Raw genomic sequence first — 20984 nt, 5'->3', positions numbered from 1 at the left:
TCCCGGACACCGGCGGGCTGCGTACGCTGAAGGAGTGCACATGATCGACCGGCCCATCGGGTGGCTGCGCGCCTGGCCGCGAGTGGCCGACCTGACAGTCACCCTCAGCTGCTTCGCCCTGTCCGCCCCGGTGGCGGCGGGCACCGCCTACCGGCACCAGAGCCCGATCGCGTGGTCCATCGGCGGCCTGGCGCTCGCCTGCGTGCCGCTGGTCGCCCGCACCCGCCGGCCGGTCCAGGTGGTCGCGGCGACCGTAGCCGTCAACATCGCCCAGATCCTCCTCATCTCCTTCCCCGGGGCCTCGCCGATCCCCACAGCGGTCGCGGTCCATGCCGTGGCCATGCGGTCCGCCCGGCGCTTCGCCCGACGCGTCGCCGCTTGCGTGGCGACGGTGCTCGTGGCCGCGTCGCTGATCCGCGAGCCGGGACTGGAAAGCCTCTGGCAGCATCTGGCCGTGATCGCCGGGATGTGCCTGGCAGTGGCCAGCGGCGACGCCGCCCGCAGCCGCCGCCAGCTCCTCGCCGGCGCCCTGGAACGAGCCGAACGGGCCGAACACACCCGGGAGGAGGAAGCCCGCCGACGCGTCACCGAAGAACGCCTGCGCATCGCCCGGGAACTCCATGACGTCGTCGCCCACCACATCACCCTGGTCAACGCCCAGGCAGGCGTCGCCCACCACCTGATGCGCACCGACCCCGACCACGCCTACCAGGCCCTCGAACGCATCCGTGACACCAGCCGGGCGGCACTGGACGAGCTGCGCGCCACGGTGGGAGTCCTGCGCCACAGCGACGACCGGACCGCGCCGCGCGAGCCCGCGCCCGGCCTCGCCGGCCTCGGCAAGCTGCTTGACTCCTTCCGCCACAGCGGCCTCGACATCACCCTCGAACGGGCCGGCCGGCACACCGGGTTGCCGCTGTCGCCCCTCACCGACCTCGCCGCCTACCGGATCATCCAGGAAGCGCTGACCAACACCCGCAAGCACGCCGGCCCCGTTCCGGTGCGTGTCCATCTCGACCAACGGCCCGATGTCCTGCGGATCACCGTCGAGGACGACGGCCCCTGCGCACCGGAATTCGGCAATGACGACGCTGCCGGCCCGGGGTCAGGCACGGGCCACGGCATGATCGGGATGCGCGAGCGGGCCAAGGCCGCAGGCGGCACGCTCACCGTCGGCCCCGGCCCCACCGGAGGCTTCCGCATCCACACCGAACTGCCGCTGCGCTCCGACCGGAAGGCCCTGGCCTCATGACGATCCGCGTCCTGCTCGCCGATGACCAGGCCCTCCTGCGCGGTACCTTCCGCATGCTCATCGACTCCACCCCCGACATGGAAGTCGTCGCCGAAGCCGCAACGGGACGCGAGGCCGTCGCACTGGTCCGCAGTCACCACGTCGACCTGGTGCTGATGGACATCCGCATGCCCGACCTCGACGGCCTCGCCGCAACCCAACGCATCAGCGACGACGAGGACCTCGCCGGCGTGAAGATCCTCATCCTGACCACCTTCGAGAACGACGAATACGTGGCCGAGGCGCTCCGCGCCGGCGCCAGCGGCTTCCTCGGCAAGGGCATCAACCCCGACGAACTGCTCAACGCGATCCGGGTGGTGGCCGCGGGGGACTCCCTGCTGTCCCCGGTCGCCACCAAGGCCCTGATCGCCCGCTTCCTGGCCCAACCCGCCCCGCCCGGCCGGAACCCCCCGCCGCAACTGGCCACCCTCACCCCGCGGGAGCACGAGGTGGTCACCCTGGTCGCAGCCGGCCTCTCGAACGACGAGATCGCCCAGCGGCTCTTCGTCACCCCCGTCACCGCCAAAACCCACGCCAACCGAGCGATGACCAAACTCGGCGCCCGCGACCGGGCCCAACTCGTCGTCATCGCCTACCAGACCGGACTGGCCCGCCCCGAACCCATATGACAAGCAGGGACACCGCGCTGCCACGAGCACGACGACTTCGGCGCAACGGAGCGAACCGACGAGCCGTGCAGCGAACCGACGAGCCATTCAGTCTCCCGGCCGGATCTGCAGGCTGGGCCCGGAGACGGCGAGGCCACCCGCCGGTACCTCGCCGAGCTGTGCGACGCCCACCTCCTCGAAGAACATGCCCAGGGACACTACGCACGGTCGGAGATGATGCGCCTCTACGCCGCGCAGCGCGTCGCGGCGGAGGAGCCCCGCTGGGCTCAGGACCAGGCGGTACGGCGACTGCTCGCCCACATGGCCCAGCGCCGGGTGCCCGTCGACTGACGGCGCCCGGGCCGAACACGGCGTCTCCCACCCCGGCTCACAGCGGCCGGACGAGGACCTTCGCCAAAGGCGGTGTCGCATCCCATCGGCTCTGCCCCAGAAACCCAGCTGCCCCAGGACCCCACCTGCCCCAGGACCCCACAGTGTGGGCGACCGGTCTGCGGTCCGGGCTTCAGAGAGCGGCGGTCACGGGCGGGCAGGTGCGGTGTCGTACCCAGGCGGCACCGGCTGCCACCGTGCCGATCATCCCGGCCGGCGCGACCGGGGCGATGAAGAGGAGCTGGTAGTACCCGATCACGTATGCCCCGAAGACGCCGATCGCGCAGGCCACCAGGGCGGCGGCCAGGAGGATGAGCGGGAGGGCCTTGGTCAGGGCCCGCATGGTCGCGTCGCGTGCGGGGTCGCGCGGACGCTGGAGGCTCTCGTCCACGGCGCGTCGGACGAAGAAGAAGGCGGTGAGCAGGCATGCGACCCAGCCCAGCCACATCAGGGGAACGCCGGGATCGGGGAACCTGCGCACCTCCCGAAGCGCATGCCCGTCGAGCGTGGTGGTCAAGGATTCGCTGCTGGGGTCGAGGAGGTGGGATGCGGATATCCACCAGAAGAGGAGCGCGGCGAAGGCGGGTATCGCGGCGCCCGTGGCCGCCGCGAAGGCGGTCTCCTTCAGACGCTGGTGCACCGGCAGCAGACCGCGCTCGACTTCCCATGAGGTGGCCAGAGCCTCGACGTCCCCGCCGAGGTAGTCGGTGACCGACCGGCCATCGGCAGCGGCGGCGGTCAGGTCCGCGGCCAGTTCCTCAGTCATCTCCTCGGCCGTGTCCTCGTCCACCTCGAGGCGGTTCCATGTCTCTACGGCCTGGTGTATCGCGTTCTCGACAGTCAACGTCATGATTCTTCCCGCGCGGTCTGGGTGATGATCGAGCCGACGCTCGTGGCGAATTGGCTCCAGTCGCGGCTCCACGACCGGAGCATCTGCATGCCTGCTTCGCTGGGCCTGTAGTAGGTCCGGGCAGGGCCTCCGCCCCCGCTGCGGCGTTCGGTCTCCACCAGCTGGCGCTTACGCAAGCGCGCAAGCGCCGGATAGATCGACCCGTCCGCGACGTCGAGCCCGGCCTTGGCAAGCCGGACGGTCATCTCGTATCCGTAGACCGGGGTTTCGGCCATCAGGGCCAGCAGACACATATCCAGCACCCCGCGTAGCCACTGGGCGCGTGGGGTGGATGTCTCCTCCATGGCCAGTACCTTACACAGCATGAGTCATGCAATACAAGCTAGTGCCGTGCAAGGTAAGCCGTGCAAGGTAATGCGGTGCAAGTGCGGCCCTTCCCACGTCACGGCCAGCAACAGCCTCCGCTATCGCCCCTGAGGCGTAAGGCCGGCAAGGCCGGCCGGGGCCGCGGCTTCAGAGGGTGCCATCTGTGTTCCGGATCATCTGTTGGAGCACCCTCAGGGTGGTCACGTAGTCGGCGTCGTCAATGCCCTGGTGGATGCCGTCGCGGATCGCCGGGACGTGCTGCCGGAATGCGGCGCGGGTCTCTTCTCCCTGCTCGGTGATCCGCAGCCGTCCCTCATCGTCGTGGGTGAGCCAGCCGCGTTCCAAGAGGTCCGCCGCCTCGGCCTCCAAGTCGTCCTCGGGTCTGATGTACGTGCGCATGGCTTGCCGGAGTTCGGGGATGGTCATACCGCGGCCGTCGGGCGAGAGGTCGTTCTCCGACAGGTTGCGCAGCAGCCACAACTGGGGCTGGGAGTAACCGAGTTCGCGTATCCGGGCACGGGTGTACGCGAGGGTGGTCTCGTACGCCAGTCGAGTCCAGTAGGCGGCCGGCTGGGCGGCGAGTTCGGTGTCGGTGAGGTGCTGGGTCTGCGGCGACTGCTGCGTCTGCGGGCTGGTCACGTGCGGTCCCTTCTCGTGAGTGTTCGCTGGTGACTGGACCGTAAGAGCTCAAGTTGAGTTGAGGTCAAGGTCCGGTTCGGCGACACGCACGTGACCGGACAGAACAACGCGGACCGGTCGGGGTTCACGGATCCGGTACGTCGTCCGGGTTGTCGTACAGCCCCCCGGCGTACCGCTCCAGTGCCGCACGGAGCCGTGTCGGGTCCACCTCCTGCGAATTTCCCTTCGTGGGGCCGTAGATGACGTGGCTGCCGTCCGCCCGTAGCTCGACGTCGTTCGCGGTCCGCCACTTCGCGGCGGGCCTACGCGAGGAGCGGAACCGGGCGACGAGCGCGGCCTTACTGCCGTCCTCCTCCACCGCAATCCCTTCGAGGGTGTCCCAGCGGACCGTGACCTGGTTGCCCTTGTCGCGGGTGATGACGAGCTTCTCGCCGTCCACCGTGATGCTGTCGGGGGTGCCGAGGGAGCCGATCAGGCCGCCGAAAAACCCGCCCATGAGGGCTCCGATCACGGCGACCGCCATGATCTTCCCGCCCGTGGTCTCGCTCCCCGGGACACCCGAGATGATCTGGTCCGCGTTGCCGGTCACCGCGAAGAGCACGCCGAGCACGATGAAAGCCACGGAGAGGATCTGAGCACCGGTTCCCCCTGCGGTCTTGGTCCGGGACCACCTGCTGTTGGTGATCGTCGTACCGCCGCCGGACGGAACTGTGGGCGACGCCGCATCCAGCTCCCACTCCTTCCGCCGTTCCTTGTCCTCCCGCTTCTCCCCATCCCCCGGCCTCGGGATCCCGTCCCGTCGCGACGGCCGCTCCGGCTCGTGTTCCCGCTCCTCCTCCAGTTCCAGCGTCGGCGCGACCGGGGAGTTCGCCTGCGGGACGGTGACGGAGGCGGGCAACGACGCCCGGGCAGAATGGTCGGCGACGGCCTGCAGGACCTCCCGTGCCCGGGCCGCCGTGGCAGGCCGTTCGGCGGGCGTCTTGGCCAGCAACTGCTGGAGCAGATCGTCGAGTTCGGAGGGAACGTCCGGGCGTACGTCGCGCACGTGGGACGGGGCGCTGTTGAGGTGCTGGTGCAGCAGTGCGGCGGCGGTCGGCCCGGGAAAGGGCGGCGAACCGGTCAGGAGGGTGTGCAGGGTGACGCCGAACGCGTACAGGTCGGTGGCCGCGGTGAGCTGCTCGCCGAGCCACTGTTCGGGGGCCATGAACGCGGGGGTGCCGAGCACGCTGCCCGTCGCGGTGAGGTGGGTGGTGGCCTCGGCGTAGCGCGCGATGCCGAAGTCGCAGATCTTCACGCCGCCGCCAGGCAGGCGCATCAGGTTGGCGGGCTTCATGTCGCGGTGCACCACACCACGGCTGTGCGCATGGTCGAGCGCCTCGGCGACCTGGGCCATCAGGTCCACCGCGAGGGCGAGGGGCACACCGTCGGGGTGCTCGGTCAGCAGGGCGTTGAAGTCCTGGCCGTCGAGCAGTTCCATCACGAAATAGGGGCGGCCGTCGTGCTCGCCGATGTCGTGCACCACGGTGATGCCCGGGTGCTGGAGTGCGGCGGCGGTGCGAGCCTCGCGCCGCAGCCGGACGATCAGGCCCGGGTCGGCTGCCAGGTCGGCGAGCACGATCTTGATCGCGACCGAGCGTCCCAGAGCGCTGTCCTCGGCGGCCCACACCTCGCCCATGCCCCCGCGTCCCAGGCGCCGGTCCAACCGGTACCGCCCACTGACCACCGCACCCGATTCCACCTCGGTACGCCCCTTCTCCCGCGCCCTGCGGCCTGGTGGACCGGCCCACCCCGTACCCGCGGCACCGCCCTGCGGACCCACCGCGCGTACGAGAGCGATCACGCCGGCCCGCGCCATGATGGTTGCAGGAAACCGGCGGGCGCCCAAGTCCCCCGGTCCTGGACGTGGTGTGTCATGGCGTGATCGTTCGTTGAGCCGTGCAGGACGGATCCTGCGGCGGGCCGGCGGCCCAGCGCGACGGCGTGGCTGGTTCCGGAGCGGTGATGGACTCTGTTCCGGAGGGTGGTCCCGCCGACGCAGGTCATACGCCCGCAGGGCGGCGGGTGACGGCGGCGGGGGCCAGGTGTCAGCGTGTCGTGGTGTCGACCCGTTGGCCGGTCAGGTGGCGGAGAACGACGTCGCCTCCACTGCGCGCGTCCGCCGCTGCCGAGGGAATCACCGTGTGGTCCAGCGTTGGTTCGCAGTGCCGTTGCAGTTGTGGACCTCGACGGTGGTGCCGTCCTGGTTGTCTTGCGGAAGGTTGTCTCCCGTCACAGCGAGGCACAGGCCGCCCTGCGACACCGCCGTGATGGTGTCGTCGGGGTTGAGCCGCCACTTCTGGCCTGCGCTGCCGTCGCAGGGCTGGATCACCACCAAAGTGCCTGAGGACAGACTGCCGTTCATGGCGCCCAGGCACTGGGTGCCGTCGTAGGCACGCAGGTCGTCGTTGGAGGTGAAGGACCACCGCTGGTTGCCGCCGCCATTGCAGGACCAGATCTCGATCTTGGTACCGGGGGAGGTCTGATTGTTCCAGGCGTCCAGGCAGCGACCGGACGACAGGGAGACGAGCTCATTCGCCGGCCCCGTGACGTGGGGCCGCGGGCTCACCCGGTAGAGCACGGTGCCGCCGGCCGGAACGGTGGCGCTGATGGTGCCGTCGGTGCTGACGTGGCTGGTGTGTGCCCACAAGTCGTTGAGGTTGTAACCGGCGCTGTTCGCCGGGAGGCCGGCGGCCGCCGCGGTGGTGGAGATGACGGCCTGGGAGGACGTCTCGTTGAACAGGGCCACGGCGACGTCGCCGTTGACCAGGGAGCGACGGAGCACGTTCAGGCCGTTCGCGGTGGTGACCGCCGTGCCCTGCTCGCCACGGCTGTCCTGATTGACGGCGATGACGTCCTTGTTGAGGTAGACGCTCAGGTCCTGGTCGCTGATGGGGAAGCCGGAACTGCCGGCGGCCGCGGGCGTACGCAGGTCGGCACCCGAGATCAGTGGGGCCGCGAGCACTGCGGCGACCGACAGCTCGGACTTCTCCTGGTCATACGTCAGGCGCTTGTTGGGGTCGTTGGAACCCGCCGCAAAGGCGTAGTTGCCGGTCCCCAGCATGTCGATGTCGTTCCATCCGCCGGGACCGGCCCACTTCGCCTTGTCCAAGTCGGTGTGGATGAGTCGTTTGAGGCCGTCGAAGGAGGCGTCCCGATCCCCGTCGATGCGCCACATGTCGGCCACGCTCTTGCCCCACTCCCAGGGAGACTCGCCCTGGGCCGCGGGCTGGAGCGAGAGGCTGAAGACGATCGGCCGGCCGGTTCGCTTGAGGGCGTCGCGCATGAGGGAGTCCCGGGTCTCCAGCGGCAGCCTTTCGTCGCCGGGCCGCTGGGAAGGATCGCTGGCCGTGCAGTTGTCGTACTTGAGGAAGTCCACGCCCCACGAGGCGAAGGTGTCCGCGTCCTGCTGCTCATGGCCAAGACTTCCGGGGAAGCCCTGGCACGTGTGGTAAGTCGGGCTCTCGTAGACGCCGAACTTGAGGCCCTTGCCATGAACATAGGTGGCGAGTTCCGCCAGGCCGTGGGGGTACTTCTGCGCATCAGGGACGAGACGGCCTCCGGAGTCGCGGGACCGTTCCATCCAGCAGTCATCGATGGTGAGGTACTGGTAGCCGGCGTCGCGCATGCCGCTGGATGCCATGAAGTCGGCAGTGTCCATGACGATTTGCTCGGTTGCGTTGCAGCCGAAGGTGTTCCAGCTGTTCCAGCCCATCGGTGGGGTCAGGGCCAGCTGATCGTCCAGGGCCTGGGCGGGGCCCGCGGTGAGCAGGGGGACGCCGAGCAGAGGGAGTATGAGGGATACGGCGAACAGCAGGCGGGAGAGCACACGCATGGGGGCTCCAGCGGGGAGTCGAGGATCCGGGTGGATTCCGTCCGGTGAGCCGGGGGACCCGGGTGCGTGCGAGCGGCGGGAGCAGCACGGCCAAGAGATCCGCTCCGCAGCCGACCTCAGCTCTGTGCGAAGCCGATGCGGTTGGCTTCACCACGGGTTCCCGTGCTGTGAGGGCTGATGAACACGCTCATGTCCTGAGTGTCCGTCACCTTCGGCGGGGTGGCCGTGTCCACTTCGGCCCAGGTGCGTTCGTCGGTGGACTAGGCGGTGACGGCGGATCCGATATCTGATGCGGTGCGCGGGTAAGCGAACCAAAAACAACATAAACAGTCAATGCCCGCGGGTAATCGAAACGCTGATTCGGCCAGGTCGCACACGTTGAAACAATTCTCAACCTCTGTGCTGCGGCGCCGGGTTCAGCCGCACCGTGCCGAAGGCGAGAGCACCGAACGCCACCACGAGACGCCCGGAGCCCATGGAGCCCACGAGGTCCTCGACCCGCCCCACGCCGGTGACCGGAGCCCATGCGGTGCTCCGTCCTCCGGGTGAAGCGGGTCCGAGGTGACCGGATCGCCCTCGGGCGGCGTCGGTCAGAGCTTGCGGCACAGCAGGGCGTCCGGGGTCCCGCCCTTGGCCCACGCGTGGGTGAAGGCGATTCCAGCCGCGAACTCGTCGGTTCGGCACTGGCCCTTATAGGTGCCCTGCGCGAACTCCCCGCCCGGGCCCCCGGCCGGGCGGTCGTCGCCTCGGTCGAACCAGACCGTACGGCCGTCCGTGCTGAGTGCCCTGCTCGACTCGGCGCACAGTACGCCCGAGACCGCCTGGCCGCGCACGCTGTAGCCGATCATGAACTGGCCGAGCCCGCACTGGTACTTGGTGTAGCCACCCGCCCAGTCGCCCTGCTGGACATGGCGTTCGTCGTGCACGACGCTCAGCACCGGGTCGGTCCCGGCGAGCCCGGCGGCTCCGGCGTCGGTGCACAGGCCACGCCCGTCGCGGTGTGCCAGGCCGATGAGGCGCTGCCCGTCGGGGCAGACCCCCTTGCGTGCTCCCGGGTCCCAGTCCCCTCGCGTCCGTACCCGCGCCGACTGGACCGCGTCGGTGTGGTCGAGGTTCAGCATGTCCCAGGCGTCGGAGACGGCGATCTGCCCCGTCTTCTGCGGCGCGGCCACCAGATGCTTCCAGTCGGCCGCGCGCCAGTCACCGCCGTCCAGGATGCCGGAACGCCGTCCGGCGGTGTCGAAGTCGATCATTGACCAGGTGCCGTGGCCGGCCCATCCGACCAGGGGCCAGAAGGCGAAGTCGGTGTCCTGGTCGATCAGATAGTCCACGAAATTGCCGAACCAGGCTCGCGCCTGCGGCTTCGTCTCATCCCTGCCGATGCCGAACTCGCTGATCCACAGAGGCGCGGTGTAGTGGCGTCCGGCCTCGGTGACGTAGAACGCCTGGCGCCGCAGGGTCGCGAACAGATCCTCGCGGGAGAGTTCCTGGTAGCGCGGATCGTGGGTCTCGCCCATTCCGGTCGCGCCCGTGTGGTTCGGTCCGGTGTAGCCGTAGAAATGCGCCGAGTACACCAGCTTGTTCGAGGCGACGAGAGTGTGCGACAGAGTGCGTACCGGTTCGAGCGTCGGCCGCCAGTGGAACAGCCCGTCCGCCGGGATCCCTTGCCAGTTGATGCCCTCGACGACCACCAGCAGATCGGGATTGGCCTCCGTGAGCAGACGGTCGCCGAGGTGCTGGGAGGCGGCCCACCAGTCGTGGCTGTCGCCCCAGTTCCAGTTGGCGTCGTCCGTGACGGTCCGGCGGACCTCGTTGTAGAGGTCGGCTCCGACGACGCGCTTGTTGTCCTTGTAGCGGCGGGCGAGCGAGATCCAGTCGTCCTCCCACTGAGTGGTGGACTGACTGGTGTTCCACCGTTCGTTGCCGTCCAGACCGCAGCAGAAACGCGACGTGTTGGTGTGGTTGTTGAGCACCACCGCGAAGCCTTCCGAGGTGGTGGCGGCGACCACCGCGTCGAGGACCTGGAGCGGGGTCTTGCCGCGCAGTTGCGGGTTGGCGGCGACCGATGAGTCCGGGACCGGGCGCTTGTCGTGCAGCATCTCGTTCGAGAACGGCAGCCGGATGCTGTTGATGCCGAGTTCGTGGAATCCGGCGAGGATCTTCGGTATCGGAGCGCGGTCCAGGCCGAGCGGCATCTGGTCGGACTTCTCGCCGTCGTGGTGGTTCGCCGGGTCGGTGATGTCTCCGGATCCGTTCCAGGAGCCCTGGGCACCCTGCCAGTTGGCCGACTTGAGCTTGAAGCGATTGCCGTCAGCGTCCACGATGTAGCGGCCCCGGGTGCTGAGCGGCGGACGCCACGAATCGATGAGGGCTTTCGGCTCGCCGACCGCCGGGGGTGCGGGGTGCGGGGCCGTCGACGCGGCTGCTCCGGGCGCGCCGAGCGCTCCGAGTAACAGCGCCCCGACGAGCATCGCCGGCAGCAGGGGTCTTCTCATAGGGTCCCTCCGAGGTTCGTGGGCCGGAGCGCGGGCACGGACTCGCCGAACGCCGCGGGACTGAGGAGCACGGATCGGTCTTGGACATGGGGCATCCGCCCATGGTTTCCGTACCGCGTGAAGTCCGCCAGCCCTTGAGGGCCGTGGATCAGCCGCCACACAGAGTGATTCAACAGTGCTTCCCCGTCTCCGACACCGGCTCGGACACGGGCACGGTCGAGGACGGCCGGCTGCGGATCGTTCCCGCAACCGGCCGTGCCCGTCAGAAGCACATCAGGCGGCTGTTCGCAGCCGTTCCACCGCTCGGCGGATGGCCGCGTCGACCTCCGGCAGCGCGGCGGCGATGTCCGTGCAGCGGACGTATTCGACGGTCGCGACCGCGCGCAGGCCCCGCACGAGGAACCCGTACTCCTCGTCCTTGCCCTCTTCCAGCAGCAGGACTATCGGTTTGCCGAACGCGCTGGCCCAGCCCATTTCGATGTGGGTGCCGGGTGACGGTGGGATGCCGGGAATCGCGACGAACACATCCGCCTTCTCGATCTCCTTCTGGTCGAGCGCCGTGCACTCGTCCGGCGGCATCACCTCCGCGCCCCAGGCTTCCCGGCGGTGGGCGTTGTAGACGTGCAGGCCCTGTCGCTCGAAGTGCTCGATCAGCACCGCGAACGGCAGACAGTCGCGGTCCGACATCCGGCCGGACTCGGAGTCGACGAGCCCCATGAAGGGCCCGCCGAGGAACACACTCGACACGTCGTAGCAGGCGGAGTCGGGGGTGCCGCCGCGAGGAGCAGTTGTAGTCATGGCATGACCTCCTGGAGGGAGCGGGACGAGAGGGACAGGAGCGGTGAACTGCGGTCGGGGAGTGGTGCGGCGTTCCGGCGCCGGGCCCTCAGTCCTTGAAGAAGCACTGGATGTAGGCGTTGCCGGTCGTGCCGTAGGCGTACTCGGTGGTGTCGTACGCCTGGTAGGTGTGCCGCTCGACGTGGATCCTGCGGAAGTGGTCGACGTACTGCCAGCGCAGCTCCGGCCTGGTGCTGAAGAAGGGGATGAACACGCCCCCGGGCCGCAGTACCCGTACCACCTCGGTCATGGACGCGGACCACAGATCGGCGTCCTTCCAGACATCCATGTCCAGGGCCGGATCGAAGAACATGCCGTCGATGCTCTCGGAGGGAAGTTCCCGGATCCGCTGGAAGAAGTCCCCTCGCTCGATGGAGAGCGTGGGCGGCAGCTCGGGGTGCCTGGCCCGGAACAACTCCTCGACCTCGTCGAAGACTTCGAGGACGGTGTGGCTGCGGGTCGCCGGGTTGGCGGCGATCCGCAGCGCGGAGAGGCCGAGTCCCAGGCCGACCTCGTAGAAGTCCTTACCGTGTTGGCACAGCAGATCGGCGCTGGCCCACATCAGGTCGCGCTCCCATGCCTGCATGGCCTGTTCGCCGCCGATGCTCAGCGTGACCTCGCCGTCGGTCTCGATCAGCTCGATCTCGGGGGTCTTCGCTCCTTCTGCGGCCGTTCGCTCGTCGTTGTCCTTGCCGGGGTGCAGGGAACTGGTCATGGTCATCCTTCCTGGGGGGAGTGGGGCGGAGGGGGGTCAGCCCCGACGGGGTACTACTCCGAAGTGCCGTCTGGCGGTGGACACCGCGAGGTCCTGGACCGCGAAAACGGTGAAGTAGTAAGCCTGCGGAGGGGTGTTGTCGGCGACGTGCACGCGGAAGGACACGTCCTGGGCGTGCCTGCCGGAACCCCTGACCTTGGTGGTGGACGGCTCCACGAGGGTGTCCTCGCGCATATAGGCGGGCACGAACAGCCCCAGACGCACCGGCCCCGGCCGGGCGGCGGTCAGGCGTGCCCGGATCTCCAGGACCCCGCCCACCGGCACCTCGTCCGGTGCGTACGCCAGCAGCTGCGGCGCGTCCGGTACCTGGAAGGTGACGTCACCACAGCGCAGACACACCACGCAGACGGTGTCCAGGACGTGGGGCAGCAGCCCTCGGCGGATGAATCGCTGGGCCGGGCGGCCGCAGTGGCAGATCACTTCCTCGACGTGCGGGTCCAGCCGGCTGCGGTCGCCGAAGTGGGCGGGGTAGTTCATCACCTCGGTTTCGGGGTTCTTGCCGATCTCCTGGGCCAGCACGTGGTCGAGTGACTGAAGGTCCGCCGTGAGCGAGGTGTGGAGCTCCTCGGGGGACTGCTCGGCCAGGTGCGTGGGCCGTGCCACCCACTGGTCCACCTTGCGGGCGAGTTTGGCCAGCCGGGGCCGCAAGGGGTTGTTGTGGGGCAGCAGTTCACCGGTGAGGAGCGCGGTGAGGCGGGTGCCGACGGTCAGGAGAAGGTCGTCGGGGCTGTGGTCGGACGGTTCGGGTACCGCGTCGGCGGGACCGGCAGGCAGTCCGAACCGCATGAAGGCGGGGTAGGGGTGCGATCCCGCCAGGCTCGCGTTGAGCACGTCCACCGAATCCGCGTCGGCGGTCGCCGCGCGCATCCAGGCGGCGTTCTCCGGCCGGTCCGAGTCGTGCACGGAGACGGCCGACACGACGGTACGGGCCGGGCCGTCGAGCGCATTGAGGAGGATCTGGTAGCGGGGGTCGTAGAGGACGAGGTCGGCGAGCGGTCCGCTGTTGCAGGCGCTGAGGACCACTTCGGCCGCCGCGACCCGGTTCAGCGGGACGAGTTTGTCCTCGGGCTTGTAGCAGGCAAAGCCATAGGCGCAGCGCGGGCCGAGGAGTTCCTCGTGGCGCGGGACCACCGGGTTGAGTCCGCAGATGGTGAACTCGCCCAGGTTGATGCTGTCGTCCTTGCCGTGCCCCTGGAAGACGACCTTCCGCCAGCGTTTGCCAAGGATCTCGGCCTGGATGTCGATGCGTTCGAAGTCACGGTCGTCATAGACCCGGACGGTGTCGTGGGGCGTCGGCCGGTCGGTGTCGGTGAACAGTCCGAGCTCGTCCAGGGATTCGTACGGCCGGGCGTACTGCTTGGCCACGTTCCACAGGAGTGAGCGGGAGTCGCGACCGCTGAGGAACGTCACCCGGAATCCCTGGGTCCGATAGGTGCTGTTCAGCAGCTCTCTGACCGGATCGAGGCGGAGGCGGTCGTAGGTGCTCAGCACGAGCAGGGTCCCGTGCCCCTCCTGGCGCAGCCGGTCGAGGGAGTCCGCGGTCAGCCAGGTCCTGGCCAGTGGCCGGGCCAACTCTGCCAGTCCGGCGGGCAGTTCGTCGGGATCGTCGAGCAGCACGCCGTGATCCAACGGTGTGGGCAGTGTCGTGCCGGAATACAGCGTGGCGGCCAGCTCGACGCTGTCGGCCAGGTCGGGGCGGCCCTCCACGACCACCGGAATGCCGCCCTCCAGGGGGCTGCCCAGGAAATCCTTGACCGCCGCGGGGAGCTCCTCGTGGGCGACCGGGCGGAACGGAGCCTGGGGCCGTCGAGGGGGCCCGGCGTGCCCTTGCGAGTGGGTGGACTGCATGAGATGACCTCGTGTTCCTTCTTCAGTGCTGTGCCCGGAGCGGTCGTTGCGCGGGCCGTGGGATACGCGGAGAGCGGGTCAGGCCGGAGCAGTTGCCTGCCTGGGCGCACCGGCGAACAGCCCGCGGAAGGCGAACGCCCCGGCCGAGGCGGCGAGCGACACGCCAACCGCGACCGCGAACACCCCGCGCGCCGCCAGCGGTTCGACCAACAGGCCGCCGATCTGCTGACCCAGGGCGTCACCGATGACCGTGGCCAAGGATGCCCAGGTGAACGCCTCCGCCGCCTTGTCGCTGTCGGCCAGCCTGCTCACCAAGGACATCTCACTGGCCGACACGAGTGCGATCGGGACGCTTCCCACGGCCAGGGTCACGGCGAGTGTGACCTCGGAGACGGCCAGCAGCGGCAGCGCGGTCCCGCCCGCGTAGGCGAGCAGAAGCCAGGGGAAGCGACGGTGCACCGGCCGCTCCGACTGGGATCGCCCCAGCAGGAGGGCACCTACGGCGCTGCCGACGCCCCAGCAGGCGTACACCACCCCGGTGTGTCCGGGAGAGCCCTGCTCGTCGACGAAGGCCGGAATGGCCAGTGTCATCAGCCCGATCGGGACGGAGGCGGCGGCCATCACCAGGAGGAGGGCCGGCATGCCGCTGTTGCGGATCGGCCCCAGGACACCGCGTGCGCCCTGGTTCCCGGTGTTCTCCGGCGGGGTACCGTCCTCCGCCGTGCCCGGCGAGGTTGCGCTGTCGTCGGCTGTCCGGGGCCGCAGCAGCCGTGCCGTCCCCAGGCCCACGGCTCCGACGCCGCCCACGACCGCCACCGCGGTGAGCGCCGTACTCGCCGATCCGGTGACCATCAGCACGGCGAATATCAACGGTGCGCCCGTGATGAGCAGTTCGGCGAGCAGTGCCTCCCACAGGTAGGCCGTCTCCCGCTCCTCCTCCGCCAGCGGGATCCGGGCCCACAGGGAGCGCATGCACGCATTGCCCGGAGGCAGGGCGACACCCGCCATCAGTGCCAGAACGAGCTGCCCGGGTGTGGCCGGTTCCGTCCACCACACCAGCGCGGTGAGCGCCGACGGATACACCAGACCCGTGAGCAGCAGTGCGTCGCGCGGGTTGGTGCGGTCCATCCGGCGGGCGACGAACGGACCGCCCACCGCCATGCCCACGGCGTAGAGCGCCGAGACCAGCCCCGCCTGGGGGTAGCTGCCGCCCTGCTCCCGCACCACCAGCACCAGGGCCAGCGACATGAGGTAGACGGGTAACCGGCATACCACGCTCCAGCCGGCGGCCCCGGCCACGTACGGCTGTTGGAGAAGGCGAAGGAACTGCCTGACCGTAGCGACCATCGAACCTGGCTCTCCGTTCTTTCCTGTGCTTGCCCTGCGACTCGGGTGTGCTGCCGTGCCGTGGACAGGGTCACGGAGAGGCCGTCGAGGGCTCGGGCACCGCTGCGATGTCGATGCGGAAGTGCTCCAGTACGTTCCGCATACGTTCCTCGACCTCCGCCACCGTGGCGCCTTCGACGTGCACGAATCCGGACGCGTTGTGCGAGGCGCGTCGGGCCGTGACCCGGTCTCCGGGCGCCATCCGTACGACGGCTTCGATGACCCCCGGCATGCGCAGCAGTTCCTCGGGCGAGGTGATCGCGAGCACCCGGCCGGAGTCCGGCAGCGGCAGCAGCAGATCGCCCACGCACCGCCGGACGCCGTAGTCCAGCCGGGGCCGGCGGCCGGTGTAGACATCGAGCGTGGCGCCGAAGACGTCGAAGCCGTAGGCGTGTCCATGGTTCGCGGTGATCTCGCAGCCCGCCAGCCGGACACCGACCTCGCCCGCGTAGACGGCGTCGTCGGTCTCGAAGAACTCCATGTGCAGATAGCCGTGGTCGATGTCCATCCCGGTCACCACCTGCCGCACCAGGCCGGCCACGTCACAGCGCGGTCCCGGCCCCGAGCCGACGCTGATGTTGGCGTTCATCGCGCCCTCGACGATGTCCAGCGGCCGGCAGGGCATGGCGCTCGGCCAGACGTCCAGCACCTCGCCCCGGTGGATCAGGGCGCATGCCTCCCACTCCGTGCCGCCCAGATGCTCCTCCACCATGAAGTGGCGCGCGGCGAGGTCCACCTGCCGCAGATCCGCGGGTCCGCGCAGCAGATAGGTGTCGAGGCAGGCGAAGGAGTCGACCGGCTTGAGGACGACCGGCCAGCCGTGTTCCGCGGCGAAGTCCGTGACGTCCTCGGCGACGGAGACCCTCCGGTACGCGGCCGTACGCAGGCCCAGTGCGCGGAACTTGTCCTTCATCGCCGCTTTGTCCCGCACCCACCGCACCTGCTCGGTCGTCAGATGCGGCAGTCCCACCAGGCCCGCGAAGCGCTGGGCGATGTGCTGACGGGGCTCGGAGGGGTTGCAGAAGTGCACCGGCCGCACCGGCTGTCGCGCGATCCAGTCGCGGTAGCGGCGCGCCTCCTCGGTGAGCGGCACATCGCTGCGGACCCAGAACGCGGGCAGCTGAGCCGTGTCACGCAGATGCCCTGCCGGCAGGTCGTCGCGCGCCTCCTCGAAACGCAGCAGGACCAACTCCTCGGCCCGGTGCCGCACCGCGTACCTGGTGAACGAGTTGGGCCTGTCGTCCACCAGCAGCAAGCCGCTCACATCGTCTCCAGGGTCCGGCGCAGCAGCTTGGCCGCCGTGGCCTGCTCCTGCTCGCTCAGCTCCGGAGACAGCGGAACGCACAGGGTGCGGTCCAGGAGGGAGCGGGTGCGGGCGAAGCCATCGCGGGTGAGGGCGCGGGGCACGCTGTCGGCGAGGTTCCAGGGGAAGCCGTCCGCGTACAGCGAGCGCCGCCCCACGAGGACCGGGTGCTCGGGCAGGAAGTACTTGCCGAGCGTCCAGTTGGCGATGCCCTGCTCGGTGAGCCGGTCGACCGCGGTGTCGCGTAGTTCCCGGCTCGCGAGGCGCAGCCGCAGACTGATCTTGACATCGCCGGGCGACCGCGGAACCAGCTCGATGCCGGGCCGGTCGGGCACCTCCTGCGACGCGATCCGGTAGTGCCGCTCCAGGCCCGCGAGGACCTCGTCGAGGTGGCGGAACTGCTGGAGCTGGATGGCGGCGACCTCTTCGCTGGTGACCAGGTTCTCGCCGTAGTAGGCGTCCTCGTTCCAGGTGGGGTAGCGGCCGGGCTTACGGGCCGAGCCGTGATCGTGGTAGCAGCGCATCTCCTCCCACGCCGCCCGGTCGTTGGTGACCAGCAGCCCGCCCTCGCCGGAGGTGAGGACCTTGTTGTGGTGGAAGCTGAAGGCGCCCGCGTACCCGCGGGTGCCGACGCGGCCGCCGTCCGGGAAGGACGCCCCCAGCGCCTGGGCGGCGTCCTCGATGACGAAGGGCACCGTGGTCGGCAGAGGTGCGACGGCGCCCTCCATGTGGGCGACGATCACCCGGCGCGCGTCGGAGGGCAGCAGCGAGGTGTCCAGGGCCAGCGTCTCGTCGACGTCGACCGGCACCGGGACCAGTCCCGTGGACAGCACGGCCCCGGCCACCGCGACGAAGGTGACCGCGGGGATGTACACGACGTCACCCACTGTCGGCCGGGTGGAGACCAGGGCGAGGCGCAGCGCCTCGGTGCAGTTGTGGACCGCGAGCACGTGCTCGGCGCCCAGCCGCTCACCCACCGTGCGCTCCAGCCGGCTCGCCATGCTCTCCGACTCGGTCTGATAGCGGAACAGCACGCTCTGCTCGATGACCTGCCGCAACTCGTGCATGTCGGACCAGTTGAGGTAGTTGGCGCCGTAGGGCAGAAAACGCTGGCCCAGTCGTTTCTGGAGGGTCATCGGCCGCCGTCCCCGTTGTCCGCCGACGGCTCCGTGACCGGATACACGTCCTGGTCCACGACCATTTCCTGGCCCTTGTAGTTACGCAGCAGCAGGCCTTCGGGAACCTGCTCGTAGGCGGGCCTGGCCATGGGGATCTTGCCGAGCCGGGTGGTGAGCACGTACTGCGGTACGCCGAAGCCGGTGATGTACCCCTGCAGGCCGTCCATGATCTCCCAGCCCTTCTCGACGGAGGTCATGAAGTGCGCGACGCCGGTCACGTTGTCGCAGTGGTAGAGGTAGTACGGGCGTACGCGAATGCGCAGAAGCTCCGTCATGAGCTTGCGCATGGTGTGCACCTCGTCGTTGACGCCGCGCAGCAGCACTGTCTGGTTGCCCACCGGGATCCCGTGGCGCAGCAGCAGGTCGACGGCCCGCTCGGACTCCGGGGTGATTTCCTTGGGGTGGTTGAAATGGGTGTTCAGCCACACCGGGTGGTAGCGGGCGAGCATCTCGCACAGCTCCGTGGTGATGCGCTGCGGCAGCAGCACCGGGAACCGGCTGCCGATGCGGATGATCTCCACGCTCGGTATCGCGCGCAGGCCGGAGATGATCTCTTCCAGCTTGCCGTCCCGGTAGGAGAGCGGGTCGCCGCCGGTCAGCAGTACATCGCGGATCTCGGGGTGGTCGGCGATGTACTGGAGATCTTCGGTGAAGTCCTCGCCCTCGTTCTTCTCGAAGTAGGTTCCGTCCACGTCGGTGGTGTGGAACTTGCGCGTGCAGTGCCGGCAGTAGACCGGGCATGCCTCGGTGATGAGCATGATCACCCGGTCCGGGTACTTGTGCACCACGCGGTTGGTCTTCCGGAAGAACATGTCGCCCACCGGATCGACGTCCGTACCGTGGAACTCCATCAGCTCACCGAGCGACGGCACCGCCTGCTGCCGGACCGGGCACTCCGGATCGTCGGGATCCATCAGCGAGGCGTAGTAAGGCGTCAATGACCAGCGGTACTTGCCGGCCGATTCGGCGATCGCCTTCTCCTCGGCGGGAGTCGTGCGGATCCACTGCTGTGCCTTCTCGACGGTGTTGATGCGCTTGCGCATATGCCACCGCCAGTCGTTCCACTGGTCCTCGGGGAAGTCGGCGGCAGTGGTGAGGGGAAGGGGGGCGGGTTGGGGCTCTGAGGGTATGGCGGGCATCAGACATCTCCCATCTGGCGGAAAACCGGGGTCGTGTCGATAGGGGAAGCGCTTGTTACGTCAGAACACCGTGGGTACGAGGGCGAGTTGGCGGATGCGACGGGCAATGCGCTGTGCTTCGCGCCGCGCGTCGTCATCGCCCCCCAGGGACGACCAGGGGCCCGGGTGCGGAGTCCACACGGCGGGTCGCCGGGCGTCCTCCGCCACCTCGATCGGCACCAGCCGTCGCAGCCGGTCGGCCAGATCGCGCTGGTCCGGGCCGAGCGGCGGCAACAGGGTCAGGGGGGCGTTGCGGGCCCATGCCAGCGATACGGCGGTCAGTGTCGGGGAGGCGAGGAACGTCTCCGCGGCGGCGTGCAGTGCGTCGAAATCCACGTCTGCGGCCCGGTGCACGCGAACGCCGGCGACCGGGCCGAGTGTCTTCCGTACGGCCGTGAACCCGGTGTCGCACACCACGTCGCAATGGCCGGCGCGGCGCACCGCCTCCGCTGCGGCCGGCCGCAGGAAGGTGTCGGTGAAATCGGCACGTTCCGCGTCGTCGACCCCATACGCCGAGACGAGCATCAGGCACCCGGAACGCGAGCGGTTGCGCGTCAGCCGACGGGGTGCCAACAACTGCACGGGAGCCAGGGGGCCCTGACCCGCCGGCGGCGCCTCCGAGAGCCAATCGGGTCGTTGCACAAGGCGGGTGACGGCGGACACGGCCGGAATCTCCGTCGCCCGGTGGCGACAGTGCAGATACACCACCGGTACGCCTTGTTCGGAGAGCCGCGCCGCGGCCTCCGGCGCGTCACAGACGAGCGCCACGTCAGGAGTGGACGGGGCCGTCGGGTACGACACGTCCAGTTCCGTCAGATGGCCGGCGATGCGGCGCCGTGCGGTCGATGCGTCGAGCAGTCGCGGCTCGTCCACCAGCAGGACATGCCCCCGGGCCGGGGTGCCCGGGTCCTCGGTACACCGGTTCAGTACTGCCATGGCGGTACGCTCCCCAGCCGGGCCACATCGTCGCTGTACCCGGCGGCTGTGGTGGAACAGCCGTTGCAGATCCGTGGTCCCTGCTCACGGAAGAAGTCCACCTGGGACCGGAAGGCCGGTGTGTCGAGCCGGATCACCCCGTCCTGACGCCAGGACGCGCCGTTGGGGTCCGAACTTTCGCGGTGCGGCAGGCAACTGCACGCATAGGCCCGCTCGTACTTGCCGTCCAGGTAGATCACGTCGTCCACGACATGGCACAGCGGCTCGCTCGCCCGGGGTGTGGTCGAGTCGGTGAAGTAGCGGTCCTGCTCCTCGGGCGTGTCGCCGTAGAAGCGCTTGCCGAGCGGGACCAGGTGGGTGTGCGGGTCGGCCTCGTAGACCGGATCGCAGACGGACCGTACATGCTCCGGGTCCGGGTAGCGGATGCTGCGGTCCAGCTTGATGGCGGACAGCTCCCACTGGCGCACGCCCGCTTCCGTGAGGGTCTTCTGGAGCTGCGGCATCTCGGTGTAGTTGTGCGGTCCCACCACGGTGTTCACCCGCGGGAGCACCCCGAGTTCGGCCGCTCTGCGCAGGCCGGTCAGCCCGTTGTCGAACATGCCGGGGGAGCGGCGGTAGACATCGTGTGTCTTCGCCGAGCCGCCGTCGAGACTCACGATGACCTGGGCGAGCCCCGCGTCGGCGAGCTCCTCGATGCGCCGGGGCAGCATCATCCCGTTGGTGATGAGTGACATCCGCATCCCGGCGCCGGCGCCCCGGCGCACCAACTCGGCGACGTCCGGGTGCATCAGCGGTTCGCCGCCGGTGAACCGGACGTAGCCCACTCCTGCCTCGGCTGCCCGCGGCAGCAACTCGTCGAAGTCGTCCAGCGGGAACCGGTAGGTGTCGCGGGACAGCGCGAACTCACACATGAAGCAGTCGGCGTTGCAGGCTTCGAGGATGCGGATGAACAGATACTTCTGACGTGCGCTCGTGCGGGGCCCCGCACCTGTCGGTCCAGCCATGCGCAAGCCTTTCTGTGACGAGTAGTTGG

Annotated in this window: 17 protein-coding genes; 2 read left to right on the top strand and 15 right to left on the bottom strand. The window is 69.3% G+C overall.

Translation table 11 applies throughout. The features are described 5' to 3' along the window. Positions 1 to 40: 40 nt before the first annotated feature. Both V2J85_RS24410 and V2J85_RS24405 read left to right on the top strand, forming a co-directional pair. On the top strand, positions 41 to 1252 hold the full coding sequence (locus V2J85_RS24410) for a sensor histidine kinase (protein WP_330822722.1): 1212 nt from the start codon (positions 41 to 43) through the stop codon (positions 1250 to 1252). Then, on the top strand, positions 1249 to 1920 hold the full coding sequence (locus V2J85_RS24405; RefSeq protein ID WP_261953772.1) for a response regulator transcription factor: 672 nt from the start codon (positions 1249 to 1251) through the stop codon (positions 1918 to 1920). Before V2J85_RS24410 ends, V2J85_RS24405 begins: the two co-directional genes overlap by 4 nt. A gap of 502 nt (positions 1921 to 2422) precedes the next feature. Here the strand turns inward: V2J85_RS24405 and V2J85_RS24400 are convergent. The 15 genes from V2J85_RS24400 to blsE all read right to left on the bottom strand — a co-directional run bounded on the left by V2J85_RS24400 (position 2423) and on the right by blsE (position 20955). Further along, the gene (locus V2J85_RS24400; RefSeq protein WP_330822721.1) at positions 2423 to 3139 is read right to left on the bottom strand and encodes a hypothetical protein; all 717 of its coding nucleotides are present in this window, start codon (positions 3137 to 3139) and stop codon (positions 2423 to 2425) included. Next, complete coding sequence (locus V2J85_RS24395; RefSeq protein WP_261953775.1) at positions 3136 to 3483, bottom strand: PadR family transcriptional regulator; 348 nt, start codon at positions 3481 to 3483, stop codon at positions 3136 to 3138. Before V2J85_RS24395 ends, V2J85_RS24400 begins: the two co-directional genes overlap by 4 nt. A 169-nt stretch (positions 3484 to 3652) precedes the next feature. After that, positions 3653 to 4144, bottom strand: coding sequence for a MarR family transcriptional regulator (locus V2J85_RS24390; RefSeq protein WP_330822720.1), 492 nt, complete (start codon positions 4142 to 4144; stop codon positions 3653 to 3655). Positions 4145 to 4268: 124 nt separating this feature from the next. After that, entirely contained in the window at positions 4269 to 5999 is a 1731-nt protein-coding gene (locus V2J85_RS24385) for a serine/threonine-protein kinase (RefSeq protein WP_330822719.1), read from the bottom strand. Between the two features lie 318 nt (positions 6000 to 6317). Then, positions 6318 to 8015: a glycoside hydrolase family 27 protein gene (locus V2J85_RS24380; protein WP_330822718.1), complete on the bottom strand. Its 1698-nt coding sequence runs from the start codon at positions 8013 to 8015 to the stop codon at positions 6318 to 6320. Between the two features lie 590 nt (positions 8016 to 8605). Then, a complete protein-coding gene (locus V2J85_RS24375) occupies positions 8606 to 10510 on the bottom strand; it encodes a glycoside hydrolase family 5 protein (protein WP_330822717.1) in 1905 nt (634 codons plus the stop codon). A gap of 273 nt (positions 10511 to 10783) precedes the next feature. After that, entirely contained in the window at positions 10784 to 11308 is a 525-nt protein-coding gene (locus V2J85_RS24370; RefSeq protein ID WP_261953780.1) for a nucleoside 2-deoxyribosyltransferase domain-containing protein, read from the bottom strand. A gap of 88 nt (positions 11309 to 11396) precedes the next feature. Continuing rightward, complete coding sequence (locus V2J85_RS24365; RefSeq protein WP_261953781.1) at positions 11397 to 12062, bottom strand: class I SAM-dependent methyltransferase; 666 nt, start codon at positions 12060 to 12062, stop codon at positions 11397 to 11399. A gap of 36 nt (positions 12063 to 12098) precedes the next feature. Beyond that, on the bottom strand, positions 12099 to 13970 hold the full coding sequence (locus tag V2J85_RS24360) for a hypothetical protein (RefSeq protein WP_261953782.1): 1872 nt from the start codon (positions 13968 to 13970) through the stop codon (positions 12099 to 12101). Positions 13971 to 14048: 78 nt separating this feature from the next. Beyond that, positions 14049 to 15218, bottom strand: a complete 1170-nt coding sequence (locus tag V2J85_RS24355; protein WP_261953783.1) for an MFS transporter — start codon at positions 15216 to 15218, stop codon at positions 14049 to 14051. Between the two features lie 169 nt (positions 15219 to 15387). Then, positions 15388 to 16620: an ATP-grasp domain-containing protein gene (locus V2J85_RS24350; RefSeq protein ID WP_330822716.1), complete on the bottom strand. Its 1233-nt coding sequence runs from the start codon at positions 16618 to 16620 to the stop codon at positions 15388 to 15390. After that, on the bottom strand, positions 16617 to 17795 hold the full coding sequence (locus tag V2J85_RS24345) for a DegT/DnrJ/EryC1/StrS family aminotransferase (protein ID WP_330822715.1): 1179 nt from the start codon (positions 17793 to 17795) through the stop codon (positions 16617 to 16619). Before V2J85_RS24345 ends, V2J85_RS24350 begins: the two co-directional genes overlap by 4 nt. Further along, positions 17792 to 18976, bottom strand: coding sequence for an arginine 2,3-aminomutase (gene blsG / locus V2J85_RS24340; RefSeq protein WP_330822714.1), 1185 nt, complete (start codon positions 18974 to 18976; stop codon positions 17792 to 17794). Before blsG ends, V2J85_RS24345 begins: the two co-directional genes overlap by 4 nt. Before the next feature lie 60 nt (positions 18977 to 19036). Further along, positions 19037 to 19951, bottom strand: coding sequence for a CGA synthase-related protein (gene blsF, locus V2J85_RS24335; protein ID WP_330822713.1), 915 nt, complete (start codon positions 19949 to 19951; stop codon positions 19037 to 19039). Continuing rightward, positions 19939 to 20955 (bottom strand): cytosylglucuronate decarboxylase, encoded by a 1017-nt coding sequence (gene blsE, locus V2J85_RS24330; protein WP_261953788.1) that lies wholly within the window; start codon positions 20953 to 20955, stop codon positions 19939 to 19941. The genes blsF and blsE overlap by 13 nt, the downstream gene beginning before the upstream one ends. Positions 20956 to 20984: the final 29 nt, after the last annotated feature.

Source organism: Streptomyces bugieae (assembly GCF_036352915.1).
Lineage (GTDB): Bacteria > Actinomycetota > Actinomycetes > Streptomycetales > Streptomycetaceae > Streptomyces > Streptomyces endophytica.
This window is presented reverse-complemented; position numbering and strand designations above follow the sequence as displayed.

What these genes read in the sequence shown, in the direction of transcription:
- V2J85_RS24410 (WP_330822722.1), top strand. Translation starts at nt 41, where the DNA reads ATGATCGACCGGCCCATCGGGTGGCTGCGCGCCTGGCCGCGAGTGGCC.
- V2J85_RS24405 (WP_261953772.1), top strand. Translation starts at nt 1,249, where the DNA reads ATGACGATCCGCGTCCTGCTCGCCGATGACCAGGCCCTCCTGCGCGGT.
- V2J85_RS24400 (WP_330822721.1), bottom strand. Translation starts at nt 3,139, where the DNA reads ATGACGTTGACTGTCGAGAACGCGATACACCAGGCCGTAGAGACATGG.
- V2J85_RS24395 (WP_261953775.1), bottom strand. Translation starts at nt 3,483, where the DNA reads ATGGAGGAGACATCCACCCCACGCGCCCAGTGGCTACGCGGGGTGCTG.
- V2J85_RS24385 (WP_330822719.1), bottom strand. Translation starts at nt 5,999, where the DNA reads ATGGCGCGGGCCGGCGTGATCGCTCTCGTACGCGCGGTGGGTCCGCAG.
- V2J85_RS24380 (WP_330822718.1), bottom strand. Translation starts at nt 8,015, where the DNA reads ATGCGTGTGCTCTCCCGCCTGCTGTTCGCCGTATCCCTCATACTCCCT.
- V2J85_RS24375 (WP_330822717.1), bottom strand. Translation starts at nt 10,510, where the DNA reads ATGAGAAGACCCCTGCTGCCGGCGATGCTCGTCGGGGCGCTGTTACTC.
- V2J85_RS24370 (WP_261953780.1), bottom strand. Translation starts at nt 11,308, where the DNA reads ATGACTACAACTGCTCCTCGCGGCGGCACCCCCGACTCCGCCTGCTAC.
- V2J85_RS24365 (WP_261953781.1), bottom strand. Translation starts at nt 12,062, where the DNA reads ATGACCAGTTCCCTGCACCCCGGCAAGGACAACGACGAGCGAACGGCC.
- V2J85_RS24360 (WP_261953782.1), bottom strand. Translation starts at nt 13,970, where the DNA reads ATGCAGTCCACCCACTCGCAAGGGCACGCCGGGCCCCCTCGACGGCCC.
- V2J85_RS24355 (WP_261953783.1), bottom strand. Translation starts at nt 15,218, where the DNA reads ATGTCGCTGGCCCTGGTGCTGGTGGTGCGGGAGCAGGGCGGCAGCTAC.
- V2J85_RS24345 (WP_330822715.1), bottom strand. Translation starts at nt 17,795, where the DNA reads ATGACCCTCCAGAAACGACTGGGCCAGCGTTTTCTGCCCTACGGCGCC.
- blsG (WP_330822714.1), bottom strand. Translation starts at nt 18,976, where the DNA reads ATGCCCGCCATACCCTCAGAGCCCCAACCCGCCCCCCTTCCCCTCACC.
- blsF (WP_330822713.1), bottom strand. Translation starts at nt 19,951, where the DNA reads ATGGCAGTACTGAACCGGTGTACCGAGGACCCGGGCACCCCGGCCCGG.
- blsE (WP_261953788.1), bottom strand. Translation starts at nt 20,955, where the DNA reads ATGGCTGGACCGACAGGTGCGGGGCCCCGCACGAGCGCACGTCAGAAG.